The 25925-nt window shown below is 71.6% G+C and carries 19 protein-coding genes and 1 riboswitch; of the genes, 10 read left to right on the forward strand and 9 right to left on the reverse strand.

What is annotated here, in order from left to right:
* Positions 1–37: 37 nt before the first annotated feature.
* On the reverse strand, positions 38–301 hold the full coding sequence (locus JDY09_RS07475) for a hypothetical protein (RefSeq protein ID WP_274716306.1): 264 nt from the start codon (positions 299–301) through the stop codon (positions 38–40).
* 193 nt (positions 302–494) lie between these two features.
* Here JDY09_RS07475 and JDY09_RS07480 point away from each other — a divergent pair, with 193 nt between their 5' ends.
* Entirely contained in the window at positions 495–1118 is a 624-nt protein-coding gene (locus tag JDY09_RS07480) for an FHA domain-containing protein (protein WP_274716307.1), read from the forward strand.
* A gap of 139 nt (positions 1119–1257) precedes the next feature.
* On the opposite strand, the gene JDY09_RS07485 is transcribed toward JDY09_RS07480, so the two are convergent.
* Together JDY09_RS07485 and gltB are read right to left on the reverse strand one after the other, a co-directional pair.
* Positions 1258–2826, reverse strand: coding sequence for a glutamate synthase subunit beta (locus tag JDY09_RS07485; RefSeq protein ID WP_274716308.1), 1569 nt, complete (start codon positions 2824–2826; stop codon positions 1258–1260).
* Positions 2827–2836: 10 nt separating this feature from the next.
* Positions 2837–7444: a glutamate synthase large subunit gene (gene gltB, locus JDY09_RS07490; RefSeq protein ID WP_274716309.1), complete on the reverse strand. Its 4608-nt coding sequence runs from the start codon at positions 7442–7444 to the stop codon at positions 2837–2839.
* A 139-nt stretch (positions 7445–7583) separates the two neighbouring features.
* Here gltB and JDY09_RS07495 point away from each other — a divergent pair, with 139 nt between their 5' ends.
* The 3 genes from JDY09_RS07495 (at position 7584) to JDY09_RS07505 (ending at position 12639) form a co-directional block, all read left to right on the forward strand.
* The gene (locus JDY09_RS07495; RefSeq protein ID WP_274716310.1) at positions 7584–8480 is read left to right on the forward strand and encodes a ParA family protein; all 897 of its coding nucleotides are present in this window, start codon (positions 7584–7586) and stop codon (positions 8478–8480) included.
* Positions 8481–8492: 12 nt separating this feature from the next.
* Positions 8493–9935: an amidase gene (locus tag JDY09_RS07500; protein ID WP_274716311.1), complete on the forward strand. Its 1443-nt coding sequence runs from the start codon at positions 8493–8495 to the stop codon at positions 9933–9935.
* Between the two features lie 181 nt (positions 9936–10116).
* Entirely contained in the window at positions 10117–12639 is a 2523-nt protein-coding gene (locus tag JDY09_RS07505) for a penicillin acylase family protein (RefSeq protein WP_274716312.1), read from the forward strand.
* A 27-nt stretch (positions 12640–12666) separates the two neighbouring features.
* Here JDY09_RS07505 and thrB read toward each other — a convergent pair whose 3' ends face one another.
* Genes thrB through lysA form a run of 4 tightly spaced genes read right to left on the reverse strand, consistent with a single transcriptional unit; the run spans position 12667 to position 17127 of the window.
* On the reverse strand, positions 12667–13524 hold the full coding sequence (gene thrB / locus JDY09_RS07510; RefSeq protein ID WP_274718001.1) for a homoserine kinase: 858 nt from the start codon (positions 13522–13524) through the stop codon (positions 12667–12669).
* A complete protein-coding gene (gene thrC / locus JDY09_RS07515) occupies positions 13524–14540 on the reverse strand; it encodes a threonine synthase (protein WP_274716313.1) in 1017 nt (338 codons plus the stop codon). The genes thrB and thrC overlap by 1 nt, the downstream gene beginning before the upstream one ends.
* Positions 14541–14591: 51 nt before the next feature.
* Entirely contained in the window at positions 14592–15842 is a 1251-nt protein-coding gene (locus JDY09_RS07520) for a homoserine dehydrogenase (protein ID WP_274716314.1), read from the reverse strand.
* On the reverse strand, positions 15829–17127 hold the full coding sequence (gene lysA / locus JDY09_RS07525; RefSeq protein WP_274716315.1) for a diaminopimelate decarboxylase: 1299 nt from the start codon (positions 17125–17127) through the stop codon (positions 15829–15831). Before lysA ends, JDY09_RS07520 begins: the two co-directional genes overlap by 14 nt.
* Positions 17128–17435: 308 nt before the next feature.
* Here lysA and JDY09_RS07530 point away from each other — a divergent pair, with 308 nt between their 5' ends.
* The 3 genes from JDY09_RS07530 to JDY09_RS07540 are packed head-to-tail and all read left to right on the forward strand — an operon-like array spanning position 17436 to position 20124.
* Positions 17436–18347, forward strand: coding sequence for a metal ABC transporter permease (locus tag JDY09_RS07530; protein WP_274716316.1), 912 nt, complete (start codon positions 17436–17438; stop codon positions 18345–18347).
* A gap of 5 nt (positions 18348–18352) precedes the next feature.
* Positions 18353–19237 (forward strand): metal ABC transporter ATP-binding protein, encoded by an 885-nt coding sequence (locus JDY09_RS07535; RefSeq protein WP_274716317.1) that lies wholly within the window; start codon positions 18353–18355, stop codon positions 19235–19237.
* On the forward strand, positions 19234–20124 hold the full coding sequence (locus tag JDY09_RS07540; protein ID WP_274716318.1) for a metal ABC transporter permease: 891 nt from the start codon (positions 19234–19236) through the stop codon (positions 20122–20124). Before JDY09_RS07535 ends, JDY09_RS07540 begins: the two co-directional genes overlap by 4 nt.
* On the opposite strand, the gene JDY09_RS07545 is transcribed toward JDY09_RS07540, so the two are convergent.
* Entirely contained in the window at positions 20053–20820 is a 768-nt protein-coding gene (locus tag JDY09_RS07545) for a prolipoprotein diacylglyceryl transferase (protein ID WP_274716319.1), read from the reverse strand. The two genes, JDY09_RS07540 and JDY09_RS07545, sit on opposite strands and share 72 nt — an antisense overlap.
* A 189-nt stretch (positions 20821–21009) precedes the next feature.
* Here JDY09_RS07545 and JDY09_RS07550 point away from each other — a divergent pair, with 189 nt between their 5' ends.
* The gene (locus tag JDY09_RS07550; RefSeq protein WP_274716320.1) at positions 21010–22722 is read left to right on the forward strand and encodes a S8 family peptidase; all 1713 of its coding nucleotides are present in this window, start codon (positions 21010–21012) and stop codon (positions 22720–22722) included.
* A 42-nt stretch (positions 22723–22764) separates the two neighbouring features.
* On the opposite strand, the gene JDY09_RS07555 is transcribed toward JDY09_RS07550, so the two are convergent.
* Positions 22765–23955, reverse strand: a complete 1191-nt coding sequence (locus tag JDY09_RS07555) for a murein hydrolase activator EnvC family protein (protein ID WP_274716321.1) — start codon at positions 23953–23955, stop codon at positions 22765–22767.
* A gap of 19 nt (positions 23956–23974) precedes the next feature.
* A riboswitch (cyclic di-AMP (ydaO/yuaA leader) is annotated at positions 23975–24097 on the reverse strand.
* A gap of 195 nt (positions 24098–24292) precedes the next feature.
* On the opposite strand from JDY09_RS07555, the gene htpX reads away from it, so the two are divergent.
* Complete coding sequence (htpX, locus tag JDY09_RS07560; protein ID WP_274716322.1) at positions 24293–25192, forward strand: zinc metalloprotease HtpX; 900 nt, start codon at positions 24293–24295, stop codon at positions 25190–25192.
* 97 nt (positions 25193–25289) lie between these two features.
* Positions 25290–25868 carry a PspA-associated protein PspAB gene (gene pspAB, locus JDY09_RS07565; protein WP_274716323.1) on the forward strand — a complete coding sequence of 193 codons (579 nt, stop codon included), beginning with the start codon at positions 25290–25292 and terminating at the stop codon, positions 25866–25868.
* Positions 25869–25925: the final 57 nt, after the last annotated feature.

Consider the following 25925-nt stretch of genomic DNA (forward strand, 5'->3'; position numbering starts at 1 on the left):
GCGAGCGCAGCCTGTCGCCGACCGCGCCGCTAGCCGATCAAGCGGCGCGCTGCGCGAAGCGGCGGCTGCAGGGGCTTTTCGCGAGCGTGCGGCCGAGCGCTCGTACTCGCTCGCTGCGCACGGCCTGGCGACTCTCCTCCGGCAGGCGCGAGAAGCACAGGTCGCAGAGCGTGCGGCCGTCGTCGAGCTGGTGCCAGCGCTCACCGGTCAACAGCGTGCGCTCGCACCCGCTGCAGACCGTCTCGGCCGGACGGCTCGCGGCGAGACTGTGGCGAACGAGCAGTTGGGCGATGTCGGGCATGCAGCAAGCTTCGCCCTCGCTGCGGACGCTCCTTCCCTGCCCGCGCCCTACGGCCGCTGCTTGCTGTGTACGGGCGGTGTGTAGAGCGGCGCCCGGATGGGTAACTAGAAGGCCAGACACTCAGAGGAGTGCCCCGCCGGCAGTACCGGCGGCGAGCGGGTGCGAAGACGCAAGTAGAACGAGGGATCGCGTTATGGCTAACCAATCTGTGCAGCCGCTGCGCGAGGCGGGTACATACCGTTGCGAGGGGTGCGGGTACCTGCTCGCACTGCACGAGGGCGAGCAGTTGCCGGCCTGCCCACTGTGTGGCTCGAACAAGTTCCGGCACACGCTCTTCGATCCGCGCGATCCGTTCGGAGCGACCGTCGAAACGCCGGCAGCGTGGACACGTAACAGCCAAGCGCCGAACGATCCGCCGGAGTGGCTCGAACGCCTCGCCGACGAGCTGGCAAGCGAGGAGGGTTGCTTCCTGGCATTCGAGAGCGACGAGGGCAGCATCGAACGGGTGCGCCTGGAGCCGGGCTGGACGCGCATCGGGCGCTCGATAGCCGCGCAGCTGCGCCTCGACGACCCCACCGTGTCGCGCCGCCACGCTCTGATCTACGTCGACAGCGCGGGCGCGCGCATCCTCGACGATCGTTCGCTGAACGGTGTGTTCGTGAACGGCCAGCCGGTCGAACTCACCGAGCTAGTGCACGGTGACGAGATCCGCATCGGCCGCTACCGGCTGTTCTTCGTCCACGGGGGCTACGCAGGCGAGGAGACAGCGGCGTCGACCGAGCGGCTCGTGTCGACGCCCGAGGACGCCGTCGCCTGACGGCGGGGGACCAAAGGGCCGGGTCCCGGGCAACCAGCGGGACGCGGGGACGGTGCAGCGGCGCCGTCCCCGTCTCCCCGGCCCGTCGCCGTGAACGCGCCGGTCGCAGCCGCCGCGAGAGGGACGCCTGTGGCCGCCGTCAGCGCCGCTCGCGCGGGCCGACCCAGAAATCCTCGCCGACCGTGACGGTGCCAGCGACCTCGGCCTGATGGCGCAGCGAGTTGATGTCGCCGTCTTCGTAGGCGAACAGTGCCTCCGCCGGGAGACGCCGCAGCTCGCCCGTCCCACCGAGGTAGCGGTCGACGACGCGCGCGCAGCGGCGCCCCTCGGCGATCGCTGTCACCACCAGCGACTGGCCGATGCGCGCATCGCCGCACGCGAACACCCCGTCGACCGACGTGCCGTAGACCGGTGCCCGCACGTTGCCGCGCGCGTCGAGGTCGAGACCCAGCTCGCGCACCGGGCCGTCGTGCTCGGGATGGGCGAAGCCGATCGCGATCAGCACGAGATCGGCCGGCTCGGTGAACTCGCTGCCGGGGATCGGCCGCAGGTTGCGCGAGCTCGTGCCCTCGACGCGGCGTCCGCGCACCGCCACCACGTGGCCGTCCTCGCCGAGGATCTCGGTCACCTCGCAACCGAAGCGCCGCTCGCCGCCTTCGTCCAAGGCGTAGGTGGTCGGGGTGCGCTTCGGCGGCAGCGGCCACGGCGACATCGGCGGTCGCCCAGATGGCGGCAACGGTGGATAGACGTCGAGCATCAGCACGTCGCGCGCCCCCTCGCGCAAGGCGTTCGAGATGCAGTCCATGCCGGTGTCGCCACCACCGACGACCACCACGCGCTTGCCCCGCGCCGTGATCTCCTCGCCCGGGGGCACATCGCGCGCCGGCCTTCCCTGCATCCGCGCCACCGCGCGGTTGCGCTGATACAGGTACTCCATCGCGAAGTGCACGCCGCGCAGGTCGCGCCCGGGCACCGCGAGCTCGCGGTGCACGCGCGAGCCGATCGCGACGACGAGCGCGTCGTGGCGGCGGCGCAACTCCTCGCTCGAGACGTCACGACCGACGTCACAGTTGCACTCGAAGCGCACGCCCTCGGCTTCGAGCAGCTGCACACGCCGGTCGATCACCCACTTCTCGAGCTTGGCGTCGGGCACCCCGAAGCGCATCAGGCCGCCCGGTCCCTCGTCGCGCTCGTAAACGGTGACGAGATGCCCGCGCTTGTTGAGCTCGGCGGCGACGGCGAGGCCAGCGGGACCGGACCCGATCACGCCGACGGTCTTTCCGGTGCGCACCGACGGTGGCTCGGGCTTGATCCACCCCTCCTCGAAGCCGCGGGTTACGATCGCCAACTCGATCTGCTCGATCGTCACCGGGTCGGCGTTGATGTCGAGCACGCACGCCGACTCGCACGGAGCGGGGCAGATCGCGCCGGTGAACTCGGGGAAGTTGTTGGTGTGGTGGAGTTTCTGCAGCGCCTCGCGCCAGCGGCCGCGCCAAACGAGGTCGTTCCAGTCGGGGATCAGGTTGCCGAGCGGGCAACCCTCGTGGCAGAAGGGAACGCCGCAATCCATGCAGCGGCCGCCCTGCTCGCGCAGCGTCTGCTCGTCGGGGAGGTCGAAGTAGCGGTCGTAGTCGCGCACCCGCTCGCGCGGATCGCGCTTCACGAACCCGCGGCGCGGGAACTCGAGAAAGCCGCGCAGCTTGCCCATCGCTTGCCCCCTAGCCCTCCGCCGAGAGTTGGCTCGCGGCCTCCGGGCCGTCCGCTGCGGCGCCGTCGCCGAGCGCTGTGCCCTGCCCGTCGCCGCTAGCCGCGACCGCCCCCACGGCGAGTGGTTCGGGCGCCTCCGACGGGAGGCGGCTGCGGCGGTCGGCAAGCTCGGCGAGGGCGCGCTTGTAGTCGTGCGGCATCACCTTCACGAAGCGACCGAGCTGCCCCTCCCAGTCGTCCAGCACGGCGCGGGCGACGGTCGAGCCGGTCCGCCGCTCGTGCTCTTCGATCCAGCCGCGCAGCTCGAGCGCCTCGTCGGGCGTGATCTCGTCGAAACCGACGAGCTCGGTGTTGCAGCGTTCGCGGAAGCGGCCGTCGACGTCGAGAACGTACGCGATCCCGCCGCTCATCCCGGCGGCGAAGTTGATGCCGGTGGGGCCGAGCACGACCACCCGCCCGCCGGTCATGTACTCGCATCCGTGGTCGCCGCAGCCCTCGACGACCGCGATCGCCCCCGAGTTGCGCACGCAGAAGCGCTCGCCCGCAAGGCCGCGGAAGAACGCCTTGCCCGACGTCGCTCCGTAGAGCACGACGTTGCCGACGACGACGTTGCGCTCGGCCGCGAACGGCGCAGCGGCGGGCGGCCGCACGACGATCGTGCCGCCCGAAAGACCCTTGCCGGCGTAGTCGTTGGCGTCGCCTTCGAGCACGAACGTCACGCCCGGGGCGAGCCACGCGCCGAAACTCTGACCGGCCGACCCCTCGAACACGATCTCGATCGTGCCGTCGGGCAGCGCGTCGAAACCCCGCACGCGGGCGATCTCGCTCGACAGCAGCCCGCCCACCGTGCGCTCGGGGTTGCGGATCTTGCGCCGCAGCTGCACCGGTTGGCCGTGGTCGATCGCCGCGCGCGCAGCGGCGATCAGCTCGCGGTCGGTGTGATCGTCGAGCTGCGGGTCAGGGCCGCCGGTGCAGCAGCGCGGCGCGTCGGGATCGACGTTGTCCGGCACCGCGAGCAGCGGGCGCAGGTCGAGCCCGCGTGCTTTCCAGTGGTCGATCGCGGGATCGGGCTCGAGCAGCTCGGTGCGCCCGATCAGCTCGGCCATCGTGCGCACCCCGAGCGAGGCCATGATCCGCCGCGCCTCCTCCGCGACGAGCCACAGGTAGTTGACGACGTGCTCGGGCTGGCCGGCGAACCGTTCGCGCAGCACCGGGTCCTGGGTAGCCACCCCGACGGGACACGTGTTGAGGTGACAGACGCGCATCATCACGCAGCCGAGCGCGATCAGCGGCGCGGTCGAGAAACCGAACTCGTCGGCGCCGAGAATTGCGGCGACGACGACATCGCGGCCGGTGCGCATCTGGCCGTCAACCTCGACGAGGATTCGCGAGCGCAGGTCGTTGCGCAACAGCGTCTGTTGCGTCTCGGCGAGGCCGATCTCCCACGGGATGCCGGCGTGCTGGATCGAAGACAGCGGCGAAGCACCGGTACCGCCATCGTGGCCGGCGATAACCACGTGGTCGGCGTTGGCCTTGGCGACCCCAGCAGCGACCGTGCCGACACCGACCTCAGCCACCAACTTGACCGAGATCCGCGCGCGCGGGTTGGCGCAGCGCAGGTCGTAGATCAGCTGCTTTAGGTCTTCGATCGAGTAGATGTCGTGGTGCGGCGGCGGCGAGATCAGACCGACGCCGGGCGTCGAGTGGCGCAGCTTGGCGATGTAGTCGTTGACCTTGTGGCCCGGCAGCTGACCGCCCTCGCCGGGCTTGGCGCCCTGGGCGATCTTGATCTGGATCTCGTCGGAGTTGACGAGGTAGTGGATCGTCACGCCGAAGCGGCCTGACGCCACCTGCTTGATCGACGAGCGGCGCTCGTCGCGCCAGCGTGCCGGATCCTCGCCGCCCTCGCCGGTGTTCGACTTGCCGCCAAGGCGGTTCATCGCCACCGCCAGCGTCTCGTGCGCCTCGGGCGAGAGCGCGCCGAGGCTCATACCGCCCGACTTGAAGCGCTTGAGGATCTCCTGGGTCGGCTCGACCTCGTCGATTGGAATCGGGTCGCGGTCGCTGCGGAACCGCAGCAGCCCACGCAGCGTGGTGCGCGGCAGCGCCACCTCGTTGACGTAGCGCGCGAAGCGCTCGTAGGCGTCGGCCGTGCCCTCGCGACGCGCCGCATGCTGGAGGTTGGCGATCGTCTCTGGGTTCCAGCCGTGGAACTCGCCGTCCCGCCGCCACTGGTAGATGCCGCCGTGGGGCAGAAGCTCGGATGCCGCCGCCGGGTAGGCGCGCGCGTGCCGGTCGAGCGCCTCGCGCGCCAGCACCTGGAGCCCGACGCCGCCAACGCGCGACGGTGTACCGGTGAAGTAGCGGTCGACGAGCTCGCGGTCGAGCCCGACCGCCTCGAAGATCTGCGCGCCGGTGTAAGAGGCGATCGTCGAGATCCCCATCTTCGAGAGGATCTTCAGCAAGCCCTTCCCGATCGCCTTGATCACCCGCTGCTCGGCCTCTTCGAGCGCCAACTCGTCGGGCAGCCAGCCCTCGCGCTTGAGCGTCGACAGCGACTCGAACATCAGGTAGGGGTTGACGGCGGCGGCGCCGTAGCCGATCAGGCAGGCGATGTGGTGGACCTCGCGCGCCTCGCCGGTCTCGACCACGAGACCGGTGCGCAGGCGCGTGCCCTCGCGGACGAGGCGGTGGTGCACCGCCGACGTGGCGAGCAAAGCCGGGATCGGAGCGCGCTCGGCACCGAGGTTGCGGTCGGAGAGGATGAGGATGTTGACGCCGCGGCGCACGAGCTCAGCCGCTTCGTCGCAGATCTCCTCGAGGCGCCGCTCCATCCCTGCCGGCCCCTCCGCCACCGGCCAAGTGATGTCGATCGTGCGCGCCCAGAAGACTTGGTGGTCGACCTGACGCAGCCGCTCGAGTTCGCCGTTGCGCAGGATCGGCTGCGGCATCACCAGCTGGTGGCAGTGCTCGGGGGTTTCGTCGAGCAGGTTGACCTCCGGCCCGATGCACGCCTTGAGGCTCATCACGACCGACTCGCGGATCGGGTCGATCGCCGGGTTGGTGACCTGCGCGAAGAGCTGTTTGAAGTAGCGGAAAAGCGACGGACGCTGGTCGGAGAGCACCGCGAGCGCGGTGTCGTTACCCATCGAGCCGGTGGGCTCGCTCCCCTCGCACGCCATCGGCGCGAGGATCGCGCGCAGGTCCTCTTCGCTCCAGCCGAAAGCGAGCTGGCGGGCGCGCAACGGCTCGACGCGCGGCACGCGCGGCTTGCGGTCGGGCAGGTCGTCGATGTGGACGACGCGCTCGGCGAGCCACTTGCCGTAGGGCCGTCGCCGCGCAAGCTCGCGCTTGACCTCTTCGTCGGGGACGATGCGGTCGGCTTCGAGGTCGACCAAAAACAGCTTGCCCGGCCGCAAGCGCCCCTTCGCTTCGACGTCCGCTGGATCGCAGTCGAAAACGCCCGTCTCGGAGGCCACCACGACCCACCCGTCGCGCGTCACGAGCCAGCGTCCCGGGCGCAGACCGTTGCGGTCGAGCGTCGCCCCGATCACGCGTCCGTCGGTGAACGCGACCGCCGCCGGGCCGTCCCAAGGCTCGATCAAAGACTCGTGATAGGCGTAGAAGTCGCGCAGTTCCGGTGGTGTGTCGGGGCGCTTCTCGTACGCCTCGGGGATCAGCATCGTGATCGCGTGCGCGGGCGAGCGGCCGCCCAGCACCAGCAGCTCGAAGACGCGGTCGAGCGACGCCGAGTCAGATAGGTCTTCGCTCAAAAGTCCGCGGATCTTGTCGATGTCGTCGCCGAAAAGGAGCGAGGCGAGCTGGCTTTCGCGCGCGCGCATCCAGTTGCGGTTGCCGCGCAGCGTGTTGATCTCGCCGTTGTGGGCGAGCATCCGGTAGGGGTGGGCGAGCTCCCAGCTCGGGAAGGTGTTGGTGGAAAAGCGCGAGTGCACGATCGCCAGCCGCGAGGCGACGCGCGGGTCGCGCAGATCGGCGTAGAAGCGCGGCAGCTGGGGCGCGGTCAGCATCCCCTTGTACACGACCGTCCGCGACGAGAACGACGGGATCGCCAAGCCCTCGATCCCCGCCCTCTCGACCACCCGGCGGATCACGTAGAGGCGGCGTTCGAAAGCGTCCTGATCGCCGACGCTGTCGTCGGCGGCGACGAAGAGCTGCTCGATGCGCGGGGCGCAAGCCCGCGCGTAGCGGCCGCACGCGTCGAGGTCGACCGGCACGCTGCGCCAGCCGAGCACGTGTTGACCCTCGTCGGCGACGGTTCGCTCGAAGAGCGAACGCGCCCGCTCGGCGAGGTCGGGATCGCGCGGCAGAAAGCACATCGCGACGCCGTAGCGGCCGGGCGCGGGCAGCTCGAACGGCAGCTCGGCGCGCAGGAAAGCGTCGGGTATTTGCAGAAGGATCCCGGCACCGTCGCCGGTCTCGGCGTCGGCGCCAGCGGCGCCGCGGTGCTCGAGACGCTCGAGGGCTTCGAGCGCGCGCTCGACCACCTCGTGCGAAGCGGGCGCGCGCAAACGCGCGACGAACGCGACGCCGCAAGCGTCGTGCTCGTATGCCGCGTCGTACAGCCCGCGGGGGGCCTTGTCTCTTGCGCTGACGTTCATCGAGGAGGAGGCCTCCCGCTGGCTTTCCTGCGCGGACAGCGGGGCCAGCTAAGGGTACCAGCGGCCTTTTCGCTGCAGCTGGCGCCGCGACCCGCCGAGGAGCGCTAGGGTCGGCACAATTGCGAGCGCGCTCGGAGCGATGGCGAAAGTCGTAACGATCCTCTCACAGAAGGGCGGTACCGGGAAAACAACGACGGTCCGCACGCTCGCCGACTGCTACAGCCGTAGCGGCGCCCGCGTGCTGTGCGTCGACCTCGACCCGCAGGGCAACCTCTCGGACTACTTCGACGTCCCGCCCGACGCCCAGCCGACGGTGGGCGAGGTGTTGACCGGCCAGGCCAAGGCGCGCGACGCCGTCCACAGCGACGTACTGCCGGCCAACCTCGGGCTCGCCGAAGCCGAGATCGTCTTGAGCGGAAAGATGGGGCGCGAGTTGATGCTGCGGCGTGCGCTCAAGGACTTGCGCCGCAACTACGACCTGGTGCTCGTCGACTGCCCGCCCTCGCTCGGCCTTTTGACCGTCAACGCGCTGGTCGCGGCCGACTACGCGCTTGTGACGAGCGCCGCCGAGTATTTCTCGCTGCAAGGTGTCGAACAGGCGCTCGAAGTGGTCGAGCTGGCGCGCGACAACTTGAACGAGGAGCTCGCGTGGGTCGGTGTCGTCCTGAACATGGCCGACATGCGTCTCGTCCACGCCCGCGAGGCGCTCGCCCAGCTGCGCGAGAGCTTCGGCGACAAGGTCTTCGACACGATCATCCGCCGCTCGGTCCGCTACGCGGAGTCGGCCGAACGGGGCGTTTCGATCCTCGACTACGCACCCGATCTCGGCGTCGACTACGTCGATCTGGCAGTGGAGCTTGCGCGCCGCATCGACTTCGAGAGCCCGCTGCGACGACTGCGTGCCTTGCGCCGCGAGCTCGCTGCCGGCAGCGGCGCAGCGGGCGAAGCCTCGACGCACGAGGGCGCGGCTGTCAGCGCCGATAGCGGCCACGCGGCCGGTTCGAAGCGCACAGCACCTGCCCGCACCAAACGCTAGGCTGCGCGCGCTATGGCGAAGCTCAGCTTGCGCCCAGCCGACGAGCTCGCACAGCTTGTTCGCAGCGGCGAGGTCACTGCCGAGGAACTGCTCGAGGATTGTCTGCAGCAGGTCGATCGCGTCGAACCGCAGATCAACGCCTTCACGCTGATCGACCCCGACCGTGCCGCCGCCGAGGCGCGCGCGATCAAGCCTGGTGATCCACGCCCGTTCTGCGGCGTGCCGATCGCAATCAAAGACAACGTCGCCGTCGCGGGCTGGCGGCTGACGTTTGCTTCCGACCTCTTCGGCGACTACAAGCCGAACCACGACGCCTTCCTGGTTCGCCGCCTGCGCGAGGCCGGCTTCGTGGTGATGGGCAAGACGAACATGCCCGAGTTCGGGATCCTGCCCGTCACAGGACCGCGGCGCTTCGGACCGACACGCAACCCGTGGGATCTCGCGCGCACCCCAGGCGGCTCGTCGGGCGGCGCCGCCGCCGCGGTCGCGGCCGGCATGGTGCCCGTCGCGCACGGCAACGACGGCGGCGGTTCGATCCGCATCCCCGCTGCCTGCTGCGGGCTCGTCGGCTTGAAACCGAGCCGCGGCCGCATCTCGCGCGGACCCGAGGAGGGCGACGACTTCCTCGTCCAGGACGGCGTGCTTACGCGCACGGTCCGCGAGACAGCGATGCTGCTCGACGTCCTCGCCGGCTACGAGCCGGGTGACGCCAGCTGGGCACCGCCGCCTCGCGGAACGTTTGCCGCCGCCGCCGAGCGCGATCCCGAGCGGCTGCGGATCGGTGTCGTCACGAAGCCGCCGCTTCCGACCGAGGTCGACCCGGTGGCGCTCGACGGCGTGCGCCGCGCCGCCGACCTTCTCACCGAGCTCGGTCACGAGGTCGTCGAGGTCGACCCGCCGTGGGGGGAGGTCGATCTTCTGCCCACTTTCACGCGCATCTTCGGCACGCAGATCGCGGCGCTGATCGAGCTCGGTCAGCGCATCGGTGGTCGCGAGATCGGGCCCGAGGTGATCGAACAGCTCTCGCTTGCGGTCTACGAAAGCTCGCGCCAGGGCTCGGGGATCGACTTCTTCCTGTCTCTGCTCGAGCTGCAGGGGGCGGCGCGGGCGATCGTGTCGCTTTTGTTCTTCGGCGAGAACCGCCACGACGTGCTGCTCACGCCGGCGCTCGCGAAGCGGCCTGTGGCGATCGAAGAGATCGACCCGACAAGCGACGATCCCTGGGGCGAGTTCCGCAAGTCGGGCGAGTTCACGCCGTTCACGGCGGTGTGCAACATCAGCGGCCAGCCGGCGATCGTGCTGCCGCTCTACCAAGGCGACGACGGCTTGCCTTTGGCGGTGCAGCTGATCGGCCCGCCGGCCGGCGAAGAGCTGTTGCTCTCGCTCGCCGGCCAAGTCGAGCGCGCTGCGCCCTGGCACGACCGCTTCCCCGCCGTCGCGCTCGCCGGCGACTGACCGCGGCGCGGGCACGGGCGAGGCACTGCACTGCGAACAGCTCCCGCTGGCCGGCGAGGTCTCGACAGGACCGTGTGCAAGCGGTAGGGTCAGCGCCGTGGTAGCTACTGCGTAGCGAGGCGGGCCCACCTGCCACACTCTCGCTGCGCTACACGCACCGGGGAGGGAGGAGCAAGACGCGATGACGACCGCCGCGCGGGAAGCGAACGACCGACAAAGGCGAGCTCCCTACGCACGCTTGCGCCGACGCTCGGCCCGGTGGCGCTCTGCGGTGGTGGCGGCGGCGCTAGCCGTTTGCGCCTTCTTCGCCGGCGGCGGCAGCGCCGCGGCGGCGAGCGACTTCGCGCGCTACATCCTGCCGCCGGGCAACTACGGCGGTCTGCCGACCACAGACGAGTCGACCGACCAGCTCCCGCTCTACGACGCCCTCACCTACCTGCGCGGCCGCGTCACCCGCGCCGATGTCGTGCGCTACTACGTGCCGATGGACTTCCGGCCGGTCGGCGCGACGCGCGTCGAACCGACGCCGAACCCCGACGTGCGCATCGTCTACGACGCCTACGGGATCCCGCACATAACCGGCAAGACCCGCTCGGCACTGATGTACGGCGCAGGCTGGGTGATGGCACGAGACCGCCGCCTCTTGCTCCAACTCGGGCGCTGGCCGGCGCGGGCCGCGATCCTCGACATCCCCGGTGTCGACGCCTTCTCGCTCGTCACCAGCGCGACGCCCTTCGAGCCGAGCGCCCAAGCCGAGGCACTAGTGCGCAAGCAGCGCGACCTGATCGTCCGCACCTACGGACGTGAGGGGCAACAGTTGTTGCGCGACGGAAGCGACTACGTGCGCGGCATCAACGACTGGTTCCGCGCCCACGGCGGGTTCCCCGACGGCAAGGAGTTCACCGTCTACGACGGCATCGCCGTGACCGCCTTCATCGGCTCGATCTTCGGCGCCGGCGGCGGCAGCGAGTACCGCAACGCGATGCTCGCGGCGGCGCTCGAGCGCCGCTACGGGAAGAGCCGCGGCAAGCGCATATTCGACGACCTGATGCTGGCGGTCGACCCCGAGTCGCCGACGACGACGCGCCGGCGGTTCGGCTACGGCCCGCTGACGGGCGGCCGGATCCGCGGCTCGGTGACGCTCGACCCCGGCTCGGTGCAGCTGATCGACGCGCGTCAGGGTCCGCTTGCCCCCGCTCGGGCGCGCAGCAGCGCCGTCGACCCGCCGCGCCGGCGGATGTCGAACTGGCTGCTCGTGTCGCCTAGCCGGTCGGCGAGCCGTCGCACGCTCGCTGTGCAAGGTCCGCAGCTCGGCTACTTCTATCCCGAGATCGTCTACCAGCAGGAGCTGCGCGGGCCGGGCATCCACGCCCAGGGCATCGCGGCCGCTGGGCTCGGTCTCTACATGCTGATCGGCCGCACCCGCGACTATGCGTGGAGCCTCACGTCGGCGGGGCACGACGTGCGCGACGTCTACGTCGAGCGGCTCTGCGAGCCCGACGGTTCGCGCCCGACGCGCACCTCGACGCACTACCTCTACAAAGGCAAGTGCCGGGCGATGGGCCGCTTTTACGCCGGCAAGCTCGCCGGGCGTGACGTGTCGTTCATGACCACCGTGCACGGGCCGGTGATCGGCACCGCGACGCTCGGCGGCCGCCCGGTGGCGCTCGCACGCCGGCGCTCGACCCGCGGCCGCGAGGGTCTCAACCTGATGGCGCTGAAAGCGATGACCGAGGGTCGCGCGACGACGCCCGAGCGCTTCTTCAAGATCGCCAACCGCTTCGAGTTCACCTTCAACTGGGGCTGGGCGTCCCGGCGCGCGACCGCCTACTTCTCGTCGGGCCGCCTGCCGGTTCGCGCGCGCGGCCTCGACCGGCGGCTGCCGACGCTCGGCGACGGCCGCTTCGAGTGGCGCGGGTACCTCTCCTGGCGCCAGCATCCCCACGACGTCGGCGGACCGGGCGGGCTCTTGCTCAACTGGAACAACCAGTCGGCGCCCGGCTTCATGCACGGCGACGACGAGCACTACGGCTCGGTGCACCGCGTCGAGATGTTCGACCGCTGGCCGCGGCGGCCACGGATCGAGCAGGTCGTGGGGATCATGAATCGCGCCGCCACCGAAGACCTCCGGGCGACACGGATATGGCCGACCATCCGTGCCGTGATGCGCAAGGGCAAGGCGCCCGACGCGCTCGCCGAGCGCGCGGCAGCGCTGGTCGACGCCTTCGCGCGCGCCGGCGGACCGGTGATCGATCGCGACCGAGACGGCTACGTCGACTCGCCGGGCCGCGCGATCCTCGACGAGGCGTGGCCGCTCATCGCCCGGGCAGCGATGGCCGACAGGCTCGGCAGCGTGCTCGTCGACCAGCTCGCGCGCACCGTCGGCATCGGGGAATCGGCGGGCTTCGGCGGCGGCTGGTGGTCGTACCTCGACAAGGACCTGCGGACGCTTTTGGGGCGCCGCGTGCGCGGCCGGTTCGCGGTCAGCTTCTGCGGGCGCGGCAACGTCCGCCGCTGCGCCGCGACGCTGTGGCGTGCTTTCGCCCAAGCGACCGCCCGCCTTGCCCAAAGCCGCGGACCGGACCCGTCGAAGTGGCTCGCCGAGGCACCGCGCATCCGCTTCACACCGGGGCTGATTCCGAACACGATGGCCTGGACCAACCGTCCGACCTACCAGCACGTGATCGAGTTCGCGCGCCGGTAGGGCGCATATCGGACGCGGGTGCCGCCGTCAGAGCGCGCGCACGTCGACGCCGTGGTCGCTGAAGTTGACGCGGCGCACGTCGAAGTCGGGAAAGCGCGCCCGCGCTCGCTCGACCACCCGCCCGGTCTGCTGCCACTCGCACCAAAGCAGGACGGTGGGACCCGCCCCCGAGATCGTCGCGCCGAGCGCACCGAGCGTGCGCGCAGCAGCGACGAGTTCGAGCGAGCGTGGGTAGAGGTGCTGGCGGCGCGGCTGGTGGATGCGGTCGGCGAGCGCGGCAGCGACGAGCGAGAGATCGCCCCGCTCGAGCCCGAGCACCAGCTGGGCTGTAGCGGCGATGTTGTGGACACAGTCGGCCAGCGGGATCTCGGCCGGGATCGCGCGCCGCGCCGCGGCGGTCGGCACCGTCTGCGGCGGTATCGCGATCACCGCCTCGAGCTCGGGCGGCGGCGCGATCCGTGCCACGCGCTCGGGCCCGCACACAACAAAGCCCCCGTAGACCGCGGCGGCGACGTTGTCGGGATGCCCCTCGATCTCGGTGGCGAGGGCGAAGAGGTCGGCGTCGAGCTCGAACATGTGGTCGGCCGCCGCCAAACCGGCGACGATCGCGGCCGCGCTCGAGCCGAGGCCGGCGGCGGGCGGGATCTGCGAGCGGATGCGGAACGCGAAGCGATCGGCAGGATGGAGCCGCTCGAACGCCTGCACGCAGAGGTTCGTGCGGTCAAGAGGAACGTCGGGAAGGTCGGCCTCGACCGAGAAGGCGCCGGTCTCCTCGACCTCGAGCTCGAGCACCGGCGACAACGACACTGCCAGCACGTCGTAGCCGGCGCCGAGGTTGGCGCTCGACGCGGGGGCGCGCACTACCCGCTTGCGGTGGAGCGCCATCACTCTGCGTCCGACTCGCCGTCGCCGCCGAGCACGGCGCGCTCGAGTGCCGCAAGCTCGGGCTCGCACGGCACGACACCGACCGCCTTGCCGATCGCGGTGTCGGGGTCCTTGAGCCCGTGGCCGGTCAGCACGCAAACCACGGTTCCTTCCGCCCCGTAGCGCAGCAGACCGGCGACCGACGCTGCCGACGCCGGCTCGCAGAACACGCCCTCGCGCGCGGCAAGGAAGCGGTAGGCGGCGAGGATCTCGTCGTCGCTGACCGCGCGCACGTGGCCGCGCGAGCTGGTGATCGCGTCCATCGCCTCCTCCCAGCGGGCGGGGTTGCCGATGCGGATCGCCGAGGCGACCGTCTCGGGTTCGGCGATCGGGTGGCCGTGGACGAGCGGCGCCGCCCCCTCGGCCTGGTAGCCGTGCATCTGCGGCGCGACGCCGAGCTCGCGGAAACCGCGCCACCACGAGGTGATGTTGCCGGCGTTGCCGACCGGTATGCAGAGCACGTCGGGTGCTTCGCCGAGCTGATCGACGACCTCGAACGCGCCCGTCTTCTGCCCTTCCAGGCGGAACTCGTTGATCGAGTTGACGAGCGCGATCGGGTGGCGGTCGACGAGCTCGCGCACGAGCTCGAGCGCACGATCGAAGTTTCCGCGCAGCGCGATCACGCGCGCCCCGTGCATCAGCGCCTGGGCGAGCTTGCCGGTCGCGATCTTGCCCTCGGGAACGATCACGGCGCAGCGCAAGCCGGCGCGTGCGGCGTAGGCGGCGGCACTAGCGGCGGTGTTGCCGGTCGAGGCACAGACCACGGCACGAGCGCCCTCGCGCACCGCCGCCGACACTGCGACGGTCATGCCGCGATCCTTGAACGAGCCGGTCGGGTTGGCGCCCTCGAGCTTGAGAAAGACGCGACAGCCGGTGCGCTCCGACAAAGCCGGCGCCGGCACGAGCGGTGTGTCGCCCTCGCCGAGCGTGACGAGCGGATCGACGGGCAGCCTGTCGCGGTAACGCCAGAGGCTCACCGCGCGGCTCCCCCCGCCTGCCGACGCCTCTCGCCCCGCCCGCGTATCACCTCACGCACCGCTCGGCGCCTCGAATGTCTCTTCGATCACCCGGATCACGCGCGGCTCGCCGCGCACCACATCGAGCCGCGCGATCTCGGCGACAGCGGCACGGAAACGCGACTCGAGCACCGGATGGACGACCATCACGAGGCGCGCATCGTCGCCCAGCCCCCGCTGCACCACCGACTTGATTGACACCTCGTTGCGCCCGAGCACGTCGGCGATCGCGGCGAGCACGCCGGGGCGGTCGGCCACCTCCATGTGCAGGTAGAAGGAGAACTCGACGTCGTCGACGATCTTCACCGCGCGCGGCGGCGGCGTGCGCGCCGAGGCCGGCAACATCGTCGAGACGACATCGCCGAGCACCGCCGAAGCGGTCTGGATGCCACCGGCACCCGGTCCCGAAAGCGTGATCTCGGTTATGGCGGGACTCTCGATCGTCACGGCGTTGAAGGCGCCGTCGACGCTCGCCAGCGGGTGGTCGCGGTAGAGGAAGGCCGGGTACACCATCACGGCAAGTCCGTCGTCGATCCGCTCCGCCGAGCCGATCAGCTTCAGCGACAGACCGAGCTCGCGGGCGTAGGCGATGTCGTCGGGCGTGATCCGCTCGATCCCCTCGTAGCGAACGTCGTCGAGGCGCACGCACGCGTTGAAGGCAAGGCGCGCGAGGATCGCCATCTTCGCGGCGGCGTCCTTGCCCGAAACGTCCTCGGTCGGATCGGCCTCGGCGTAGCCCAGTCGCTGCGCCTCGGCGAGCGCGCGCTCGTAACTCGCTCCGGTGCGCGCCATCTCGGTGAGCACGTAGTTGGTGGTGCCGTTGACGATCCCGTGCACGCGCTCGATGTGCGCGCCGGCGAGCGACTCAGAGATCACGCGGATCGCCGGGATCACACCCGCCACCGCGGCCTCGAAGCGCACCTGCACACCGCGTTCGCGCGCCGCTTCGAAAACCTCGTCACCGTGCTGCGAGAGCAGCTGTTTGTTGGCGGTCACGACGTGGCGGCCGGCCTCGATCGCGCGCAGCACGTAGGTGCGGGCGGGTTCGATGCCGCCGATCAGTTCGACGACGGTGTCGCTGCCAGCGAGGATTTCGTCGAAGTCGCCTTGTGACCGCGTGAGGACGCCGGCGATCACCGGGCGCTTGCCGGTGAGCGCCGCGACCGCGTCGGCGCGCTCGGTCAGCAGGCGGTGGAAGGCACCGCCGACGGTGCCGTGACCGAGCAGGCCGACTCCGAAACGCTCGTGTTCAACCGACGTCACGTAGGGCCAAATCCTCGTACGTCTCGCGGCGGACGACCACGCGGGCGTCGCCGTCCTTGCAGAAGATCACCGGCGGGCGCGGAACCGCGTTGTAGTTGTTGGCCATCGCGTGTCCGTAAGCGCCGGTGGCCGGGATCACGAGCACGTCGCCGGGCTTCGGCCGGTCGAGATGAACATCGCGGACGAGGATGTCGCCTGACTCGCAGTGCATCCCCGCGACCGTCACCGCTTCGCCGCCGCGACCGGGCCGGTCGGCGAGCTCGGCCTCGTAGCGGGCGTTGTAGAGCATCGGCCGGAGGTTGTCGGACATCCCGCCATCGACAGCCACGTAGGTGCGAACGCCGGGGATGCGCTTGACGGTCCCGACGGAGTAGATCGTTACACCGGCGTTGCCGACCAGCGACCGCCCTGGCTCGCAGAGCACCGTCACACCGTTGGGTGCGCGGCGCAGCAGGGCGTCGACGTACTCGTCCACCGACGGCGGGGTCTGCTCACGCGTGTAGGCGATCGCGAGCCCACCGCCGAGGTTGAGCAGCGGCCACTCGCCAAGGCCGGCGAGCACCTCGGCGAGCCGCTCGTACGCCTCGAGGTCGAAGATCTGCGAGCCGATGTGCGCGTGCAGGCCGCGCAGGTCGAGCCCGATCTCGCGGCAGCGTTCGGCGGCGCGCTCGACGTCGGCGATCCCGAACCCGAACTTCGAGTCGACCTGGCCGGTTTGGATCGCGCGGTGGGTTTCAGCGGTGAAGCCGGGGGTGACGCGCAGCATCACGCGCTGGCCGGAGCCGCGGGCGAGCCGTTCCAGGCGGTCGAGTTCGTCGAACGAGTCGACGACGATCGTGCCGACCTTCTGCTCGAGCGCGTAGGCGAGCTCTCGCTCGGTCTTGTTGTTGCCGTGCATGTAGACGCGCGCCGGATCGAAACCGCCGCGCAGAGCGAGGAACAGCTCGCCGCCCGAGGCGACGTCGCAAGCCAGACCCTCGGCGGCGAAGAGCGCGTACGCGGCCGTGCAGGGGAACGCCTTGCTGGCGTAGATCACATCGAAGTGGTCGGTGCGGGCGCGAAACGCTGCGAGGTAGGAGCGGGCGCGTGCGCGCATGTCGTCCTCGGCGTACACGTAGGCGGGGGTGCCGAACTCGCGCGCCAGCTCGACGAGGTCGCAACCCCCGATCTCGATCCTGCCGGCGGCGTTGACGCGCGTTCCGAGCGGCCAGACCTGCGCTGGCAGCTGGCCGCCACTTGTCGCTTGCGTCGCGGAGTTGCTGTCGGTTGTGGTTCGTTCGCTCATCGCCTCGGCCGCTTCGCCCCGCGACACCCCGGTCCGTCGCGGGCGGGCGTAGCGCACACCGCTCGTCCGAGCGGCCGCACGGGCAACGCGGCAAGCGCGCTGCCTGGCGCGCGGAGTGGGCCGATTATGCCGCCCATGCCTTTCGCAGTGCAGCGAGGCCAGCGGGAGCGAGGTCCGCGGCTGGCGACAGCAGCGACGTGCGATAATGAAAATCGTTCTCAGTTTCTGCGCTCGCGGCCGGTCGGCTCGGACCGGGCGACGAACGCGAGCGCGTCTCGACCCGACCGCGCCAGCCGAGGGATCCGCCGATGCTCTTTGCAGCGACCGCACTCCACGCCCAAGCGAGCCTTCCGCTCGCGGCGCAGCTCTCGCTGCTGACCGATCCCCTGGCCCGCGACGCGACGCTCACCGCGGCTCTCGGCGGCGCCGTCCTCGGCGCGCTCGGCGCCTGGGCGGTGCTGTGGAGAGCCGCTTTCTTCGCTCACGCCGCCGCGAGCCTCGCGTTTCCCGCCGCTGTCGCAGCGACTGCCCTCGGCGCACCGATCGCCCTCGCGGGCGCCGCTGTGGCCGCGCTCTACGGCGCAGCGGTCGGTGCGCTCGCGGGTTCACGACGCAGTCTGCGCGGAGGGCCGGTGCCCGACACGGCTACGGCGCTCGCGGTGGTTGCGGCCTTCGCGCTGGGCGTGATCGCGGCGGGGATTCTCGCCCCGTCCGGGGTCGGGCTCGAAGCGCTGCTCTTCGGCTCCGTGCTCGCGACCGGGCGTGGCGACCGCTTGCTGCTCGCGGCGGTAGCGCTCGTCGCGCTCGCGCTCCACCTCGCTCTCCGCCAGGCGTGGCTTGCGATCGCCTACGACGCTCGTGCCGCCGCCGCGCTCGGCCTGCCGGTAGTCGCCCTCAGGAGCGCCGGGTTGGTCGCGATCGCAGCGGCGATCGGAGCTGCGCTTCCCAGTCTCGGGTCGCTTCTCGCACCGGCGCTCGCCACCCTGCCGGCAGCGGCGGTGCTCGCGGTGCGCGCAAGCGTTCGAGCGCTCGTGCCGCTCGCAGCGCTGACCGCGGCGGCGAGCGGCGCGCTCGGCGTGGCGCTCGCCTTCGCCTTGGACCTACCCCCCGGCCCGATCGTCGCGCTCGTCGCGGTCGCGGTGTACGCCGCGAGCGCCGCTTTCGCGACCGTGCGGAGCAAGAGTGGTGCGACCGCGGCGGCACCCGCGCATTGGGGGTGACGGTCGTGCCGGCAAGCCGCTGCCCACGCCCCGCTGCCGCTAACGACACCGGCGCTAGCGCCGCCCGGCCGGCGGCGCCCACCACCGCGCGTGGCGACGCCAGCGCGAGCGCCGCAGCGGCCCCCTCCCCCCGCCAGCCGCTCGTCGAGGTCGCCGCCGCGACGTTCGGTTACGCAGGGCGCCCGGTGCTGCGCGACGTGTCCTTCACGGTCGAACCCGGCAGCGCAGTCGCTGTGATCGGACCGAACGGTTCCGGCAAAAGCACTCTGTTGCGCGCGCTCGCCGGCGAGCTCGCACCGCTCGCCGGCACAGTACGCACCACCCACCGGCCCGCCTACCTGCCGCAGGACTCGCGGCCACGCAGCGACATTCCGCTCACCGCGTTCGACGTCGCGCTGATGGGCACGCTCGCCAGACGCTCACTGTGGCGTCCCCCACACCGCAGCGACCGCCGCGCGGCGTACGCGGCGCTCGCCGCTGTCGGGCTCGCCGAGCTTCGCGACGCGCCGTTCGCAGCGCTGTCGGGCGGTCAGAAACAGCGCGTTCTGCTGGCGCGCGCGCTCGCCCAGGGATCGCCGCTACTGGTGCTCGACGAGCCGTTCGCCGCTGTCGACGCGGCCGCCGCAGGCGAGCTCGAAGAGCTCTTGCTGTCGCTGCGCGTGCGTGGCCACGGGCTGGTCGTCGCGACTCACGATCTCGCCTCGGCGCGGCGGTTCGATCGGGTCCTCTGCCTGAACGGTCGCCAGTTGGCGTTCGACCGACCGGAACGTGCGCTGACAGCGACGACGCTGACGGCGACGTTCGGCCGCGAGGCGCTCGTCATCGAGGGCGGCGGTCGCGCGATCGCCGCGGCAGCGCCGCACCGGCACTCCGACCACGGGGAGCGGTGAGCGCGACGTGCGACACTTGCACGGCGCTGCCGGCTGCGAGCCTCGTCGCGCAGCCGCTCGCAGCCGCCGGACTGGAGTTGGCACTCGTCGCCGCCACCGCTGGTGCCGCCGGTTGGCTGGTGCTGGGGCAGCGCACGGTGTTCGCAGCCGAGTCTGCCGCCCACGGACTCCTTCCCGGCCTGGCGCTGGCGGCGGCGATCGGTGCTCCACTGGCAGCGGGAGCCGTGGCAAGCGCGCTCGCTTTCGCGCTCGTGCTCTTGGTCGCGTTACGGGCACCCGCCGCGGGCCGCGGTCCGGCGATCGCGGCGACGGCGACGCTCTTTCTCGCCGTCGGCGCGCTCGCGACCCAGGCGAGCGCTAGCGGGCTCCGGCCCGAGCGGCTGCTGTTCGGCGATCCGTTGGCGACGACAACCGCCGACATCCTCCTCGCCGCTGCGGCGCTCGCCGCCACGGCGGCAGTGCTCGCACGGGCGGGACGTCACCTCGTCGCGGCGCTCGCCGATGCGCGCTGGGCCCAAGCAGCGGGAATCGCGGTCGGGCGGCTGCGTCTCCTCTCGCTCGCGCTGACGCTGCTCGCTGTGTCGGTGGCGGCGAGCACTGTCGGCGGGGTGCTCGCACTGGTGCTGGTGGTGGCGCCGGCGGTGACGGTGCACCCCTTCGCGCGTGGCCTGCGGCGCGCGCTTTGGGCAGCGCCTGCCGTTGCGATCGCCGGCTCGTGGTCGGGCCTCGCGCTCGCCTGGGTGCTCGACACCGCGACCGGGGCGACCGTCGCCGCGACGCTTGTGGCGATGGCGGCTGTGTCGGCCGCTTGCGGGTCAGCCGCTCGCCAGCGAGGCGCGTTCGCGCCGCGCCGCCGCAAGCTCGCGGGCGAGCAGGGCGAGCCCTGACACGGTCAGGGCGAGCGCGATCAGCTGCGCGGCTGTGAGGCCGACGGCGACCTCAGGGTTGCGACGCACGAACTCGACGAGGAAACGGCCGAGGCCGGACAGCGCCAGGTAGAGCCCGAACAGGGCCGACGAGGAGAGGCGATCGCGCAGCCGCCACAGCAGCGCGGCCGTCAACCCCAGGGCCAGCGTTTCGTAGATCGGCGTGGGGTGCACGCGCTCGCTGGTGGGCACGGTGCCGTCGGGGTAGGCCATCGCCCAAGGCAGGTCCGAGCGCACCCCGTAGTCGCCGTCGCCCGAGAGCTGGCAGCCGATGCGGCCGATCGCCTGGCCGAGCGCGAGCGGCGCGGCGACGGCGCCCAACAGCCAGACGCCGAGCTCGCGCCGCGCGGCGGCCCAGGCGAGCGCGGCGAGCGCCCCACCGGCGAGCCCTCCGTACCAGACCAGCCCGCTGCCCGAGAAGATCTGACCGAGCAGATCGCTTTTCGCCTCGTCCCAGTGCTCGACGATGTAGTAGGCGCGAGCGCCGACGATGCCCCCAACCAGCGCGGCGACCGCGAGCTCCCACGCGAACTCGGGGGAGCGGCCGAGTTCGGCGAAGCGCCGGGCCGCAAGCGCGGCTGCGGCGACAAAGCCAGCGGCCATCGCAAGACCGAAGGTCTGGAGCGTGAGCGGGCCGATCCCGATCTCGGGAACCACGCGCTCAGCGTAGCGGGGAGGCCGCCGCCGAACGCGACGACCGAACCACACACGACCGCGAAGCGAGCACGGCGCGCCGCAGCGCCGAGGAGGGTGGCTCGTGCGACCCGAAGCGCGACCCGCGTCCCCACCTCCTGCCGGCCGCCTACTATCGCTCGGGGACCGCGAAAGCCTGGGGACGAGGAGAGCGTGCGCGAGAGACGGGAGCGGGTCGGCAGTAGCTTGCGCGATCGGCAGCGCTGGTCGCCGGCGGTGGTGCGCAGCGGTGGCGCGCGGCCCCGCGCAGGCGCAGCGCAGCGGCTCGTTTTGCGCGCGCACGCCGCTTGGGTCGCGCTGGCGGCGTCGGTGCTCGCCGCCGTAACGGTGGTCGCGCTCGCCACAGCCCACAACACGGCCTTCGCGGCGTCGGTCGCTGCGAGCGCGCCGAGGGCGGCTGCGGGCGGGGCGCCGTCCGGCACCGGCAGCTTGGTCGTCGATCCGCTGCGGCGCGCGATCCTGCGCGCGACGTTGAGCGACGCCGAGCGGGCGCGGCTCGCACGCGCGCCGCTGCCGGCAGGCGGCGGGGAGACACTGCCCGCCGCAGTCAGCGCCCTGACCGCGCCCGAACTCTCCGACCCGGCGCTCACAGCGGTCGACGCCAGCACCCGCCTCCCCTACGCCTGGCACCTCGCCGCGGTGCAGGCACCTGCCGCTCTCGCGCTGCAGCCGAGCGGGGTCAAGGTCGCGATCGTCGACACCGGCGCCGACCTTGCGCACCCCGACCTGCGCGACGCAGCCGCCGCCACCGTCGATCTACTCGGCACGGGGAGCGTTGCCGATCTCGACGGCCACGGCACTTTCATCGCCGGGCTGATCGCCGCCCGTGCCGGCAACGGTCTCGGGACCGCAGGGGTGGCAGGGAAGACGCCGCTCGTGATCGTGCGCGCCTCGACCGGTTCGAGGTTCAGCCAGGCGGCGATCGCCGACGGCGTCCTTGCGGCGGTGCGGCGCGGCGCACGGATCATCAACTTGAGTGTCGAAACGCCCACCATCGGCTACGTGTTCGCTGCAGCGCTCGCGCGCGCTGTCGAGCTCGACACGTTGGTGGTCGCCGCCGCCGGCAACAGCGGCGACGTGGGCAACGAGCCGCAACAACCGGCCGCGCTGCTAGGCGGCTACCGCGGCAGCGTCGGGTCCGGCCTGTCGGTAGCGGCGACGCTGCCGGACGGCCGCGCCGCCCGCTTTTCGACCCGCAACACCAGCGTCAGCGTGGCGGCCCCGGGAGCGATGGCGGATTGCCGCCGCGGCGTCTTTTCGACCCTGCCGCTCGCCAGCGACATCTCCTTCGACGACGACTCGCGCGCAAGCTGCAAGCCCCTTGTCTTCGCACCCGACCCGTTCGCGTCGGGCCGCTACGCGTACGGGCAGGGCACGAGCTTCGCCGCCCCGATCGTCGCCGGGGTGGCAGCGCTCGTGTGGGCCGCAAAGCCGCGTCTGCACAGCGACCAGGTGGCGCGCATCTTGATGCGCACCGCCCGCCAGCGGGACGGCAGCCACCGCTGGACACCCGCCACCGGTTACGGCGTCGTGAACGCCGTCGCGGCGGTGCAACTCGCGCGCCGTTTCGACGTCACGCCACCGCCGGCGCGCGCCCGTCTGCGCGCGCTCGGGCGCGGGGTGTGGACCGTGCGCGTGCTGGCGTCGAGCGATCCCCGCCGGCGCGGCCAGCTGCGCGAGGGCGGCGTGCGCTACGCGCTCGTACTCGAGCGGGGCGGGGTGCGCCGACTGCTCGCCGGTCCTTCTCGGCGCCCGCCGAAGCGGCGCGTGAGTTTGCCGGCAGGTACACGGCGCGCCCGCCTCTACGTCGTCGCCTGCGACCGCGTGCTGAACTGCGCGCGCAAGACGTTCGCGTTGCGCCGCTAAACCGCGCGACCCCTGTCCACCAGCGCGCGGCTCTCCGAGCTCTCAGAGATAGGCCATCGGGTTGACCGGCGAGCCGCCGACACGAACCTCGAAGTGCAGGTGCGGTCCGGTGGAGTTGCCGGTCGAGCCGACGTAGCCGATCACCTGGCCCTGGCGAACCGAGGCGCCGCGCGAGGTCGCATAGCCCGAGAGGTGCGCGTAGCAGGTCGAGAGCGACGCGGTGTGCTGGACGCAGATGAAGTTCCCGTAGCCGCTAACCCACCCCGCGAGCACGACGACGCCGCTGTCGGCCGCGCGGATCGGTGTGCCGCTGGGTGCGGAGATGTCGATGCCGGCGTGCATGTGACCGGGCCGCGCCTCCCCGAAAACACCGGTAATCGGGCCGTTGACCGGCCAGATGAAGCGGCCCGAGCCGCGCCGCACGGGACCGGCGGCGCCGGGGGCGAAGGCACGCGGCGCCGCCGCCACGAGCGCCTGCTGCACCCGCCGCTGGGCGGCTTCGAGCGCCGCGAGATCCTCCTCGACGTGCGCTTTGGTGCGCCGAACCCGTGCCAGGAGAGCGCGCCGCTCGCCGCGTGCACTTGCGAGCTCGGCGCGCGTCGAGGCGAGCTGTTGGCGTGTCGCCGCGAGACGGTCGCGCTGCTCGAGCACTGCGAGCGCCGTGCGCCGCTGAGCGCTCTCGAGCGCCGCGAGCTCGTCGGCTCGCCGCTTGGCTGCGACGCTTAGTGTGCGCACGCGATCAACCACCTGGGTGTCGGCGTCGGCGAGGCGCTCGAGGTACTCCAAGCGATCGAGCAGCTCGGCGAAACCGTCCGCTTCGAGCACGACGGTCCACGCGTCAGGACGGTCGGACTTGTAGATCGCCACGAGACGGGCGGCGAGCACGCGCCGCCCCTCGGCGAGGCGGGCGCGCAGGCGCGCGAGCTCGTAGCGCGCGCGCTCAAGCCGCGCCTGGATGCGGCCCAGGCGCGCACGCTCGCGGTCGAGCCGGCGCTGCACCTGCCCGAGCTGGGCGCGTGTCGCCCGCAGCCGCCCGTTGATCCCCTCGATCCGCGCGCTGAGCGACGAGATGTCGGTCGTCAGCACCGACTCGCGCCGCTCGATACGCGAGAGCTCGGCGCGCTTTTCGCGCAGCCGCTCGGACAGGGGCTTCGACTGCACGGCGAGCGGCGCCGACAGCGCGGCGGCCACCGCACCAGCCAGCGCGACCGTTGGAAGTGCGAGCTTTCTCATCGTCCGTCGCTGCGCGCTGCGCTTACGGGGTTAGCTGTCGGGCTCGCGCGTTAGCGCGCTACGCCGCACCTGCGGCGATTCGCCCCGGCGCATGTGCGCTTGAGAACCGTGGGTCCCCCGCTCCCGCGCGCGGGATTCAGCGCAGCAGCGCTGCAAAGGTAGCGGCAGCGGCCGCGTTTGGCCAGCGCTGCAAGCGCGCTTGCGACCTGGCGGGAGTGCCGCCGCAGGGCGGTGCAGACCCGCGCCCTTCGTGCCGACGCACGGGTCGCACGCCGATCCAGCCGCCCCCGCGAAGCGTCCTTCCAGGCGTCGCGCCCTCTCTATAGTGGGCGTTGCAATGGCGCGGCAGAGAGCAGTTCTAAGGGCGGACGCCGGACTGCAGGTCCGGATGCTTATCACGATGTTCCTCCTCGGCCTCCTCTACACCGCCTTCGTAGCGGTGCTGATGGCGGCCGGGGCCGGCGCGGTCGTGACCGCGCTGTTCGTCGCGGCGATGGCGGCGGCACAGATCTTCCTCTCCGACAAGCTCGCGCTCGCCGCGATGGGCGCCAAGACTGTCACGCCCGACGAGGCGCCCGCCCTGCACGCCATGGTCGAACGCCTGTGCGTGCAGGCCGACCTGCCGAAGCCGCGCATCGCGGTGGCCGAAACGCCGGTGCCGAATGCCTTCGCGATGGGGCGCTCGCAGGAGAAGGCGACGGTGTGCGTGACCACCGGCATCATGGAAACGCTCGAGCCGCACGAGCTCGAGGGCGTGCTGGCGCACGAGCTCGCGCACATCAAGCACCGCGACGTGTTGATCATGACGATCGTCAGCTTCTTCGCCGCGGTGGCGTCGATGATCATGCAGATGGCCTTCTTCTTCGGCGGCGGTTCCGACGACGAGGACGGCCCGCCGGTGGGGCTCGTCCTGCTCGTGGTGTCGGGGCTCGTCTATGTGCTCTCGTTCTTCCTGATGCTCGCGCTGTCGCGCTACCGCGAGTTCGCCGCCGACCGCGGGGCGGCGCTGATCACCGGCCGGCCGAGCGCGCTGGCGTCGGCGCTGGTGAAGATCTCGGGCGCGATGCAGCTCGTGCCGACCCAGGACCTGCGCGAAGCTGAACGCATGAACGCGTTCTTCATCGTTCCGGCGCGGGCGCGCAGCTCGATCGCCAACCTGTTCTCGACCCACCCGCCCGTCGAGCAGCGCATCCGCCGCCTCCAGGAGCTCGAGGCGCAGCTGCAGGCGGTGGCCTGAGCGGGTCGCACCCGGCGCGCTGCGGGTTCTGGGCGAAGTCGGTGACGAGACGGCGGGGGCGGGGAGCGCAGCACGAGACGGGAGCCAGGCAAGCGCGATGGGCTTGAGGGACGTCCTCTTCGGGGGCGGTGGTCGGCTTAAGCGCCCGCAGCGTCGCGGCAAGGGTGTCGGCGCGATCGTCGGCGGGGCGTTGACGCTCGAGAGCGAGGCGGGCATAAAGCCCGCCGGTGCGGCCGCGCTCGTTTTCCAACCCCTCGCCACCGGCGACTTCCAGGCGATCGTGCGCGAAACGGAAGAGCTTTTGCACGCCACCGGCCAGGAGTTCGGCACCCGTGTCGAGGCGCTCTCCGACTCGTTCGGCTACCGCTGGCTGGTTCTCCGCGACGAAGACTTCGACGACCTCGCCGTCGCGATCGAGCAGAGCGCCGACCAGCTCGACAGCGCCGGCTACGGCGACCGCCTCCTGTGCGCGCTCTTCGCGTTCGACGACCACGGGCAGCGGCTGTTTCTGATCTACAACTTCAAGCGCGGCAGCTTCTACCCGTTTGTTCCCCGCGGCGGCGAGAAGGAGCGCGACACCGAGCGCGAGCTGCGTTTGAAGGCGCAGATCGGCGACAGCTTGCCGATCGAGCGCGACCTGGCGCGCTGGTTCCCGCTCTGGGAGATCCCGCTCTAGCCCCGCGGCGGGGACGGCCCGCGCGGCGGGGACAGCCCGCGCGGTGGGGACAGCCCG

The organism is Thermoleophilum album (genome assembly GCF_028867705.1).
In the GTDB taxonomy this organism is placed as follows: Bacteria; Actinomycetota; Thermoleophilia; order Solirubrobacterales; family Thermoleophilaceae; genus Thermoleophilum.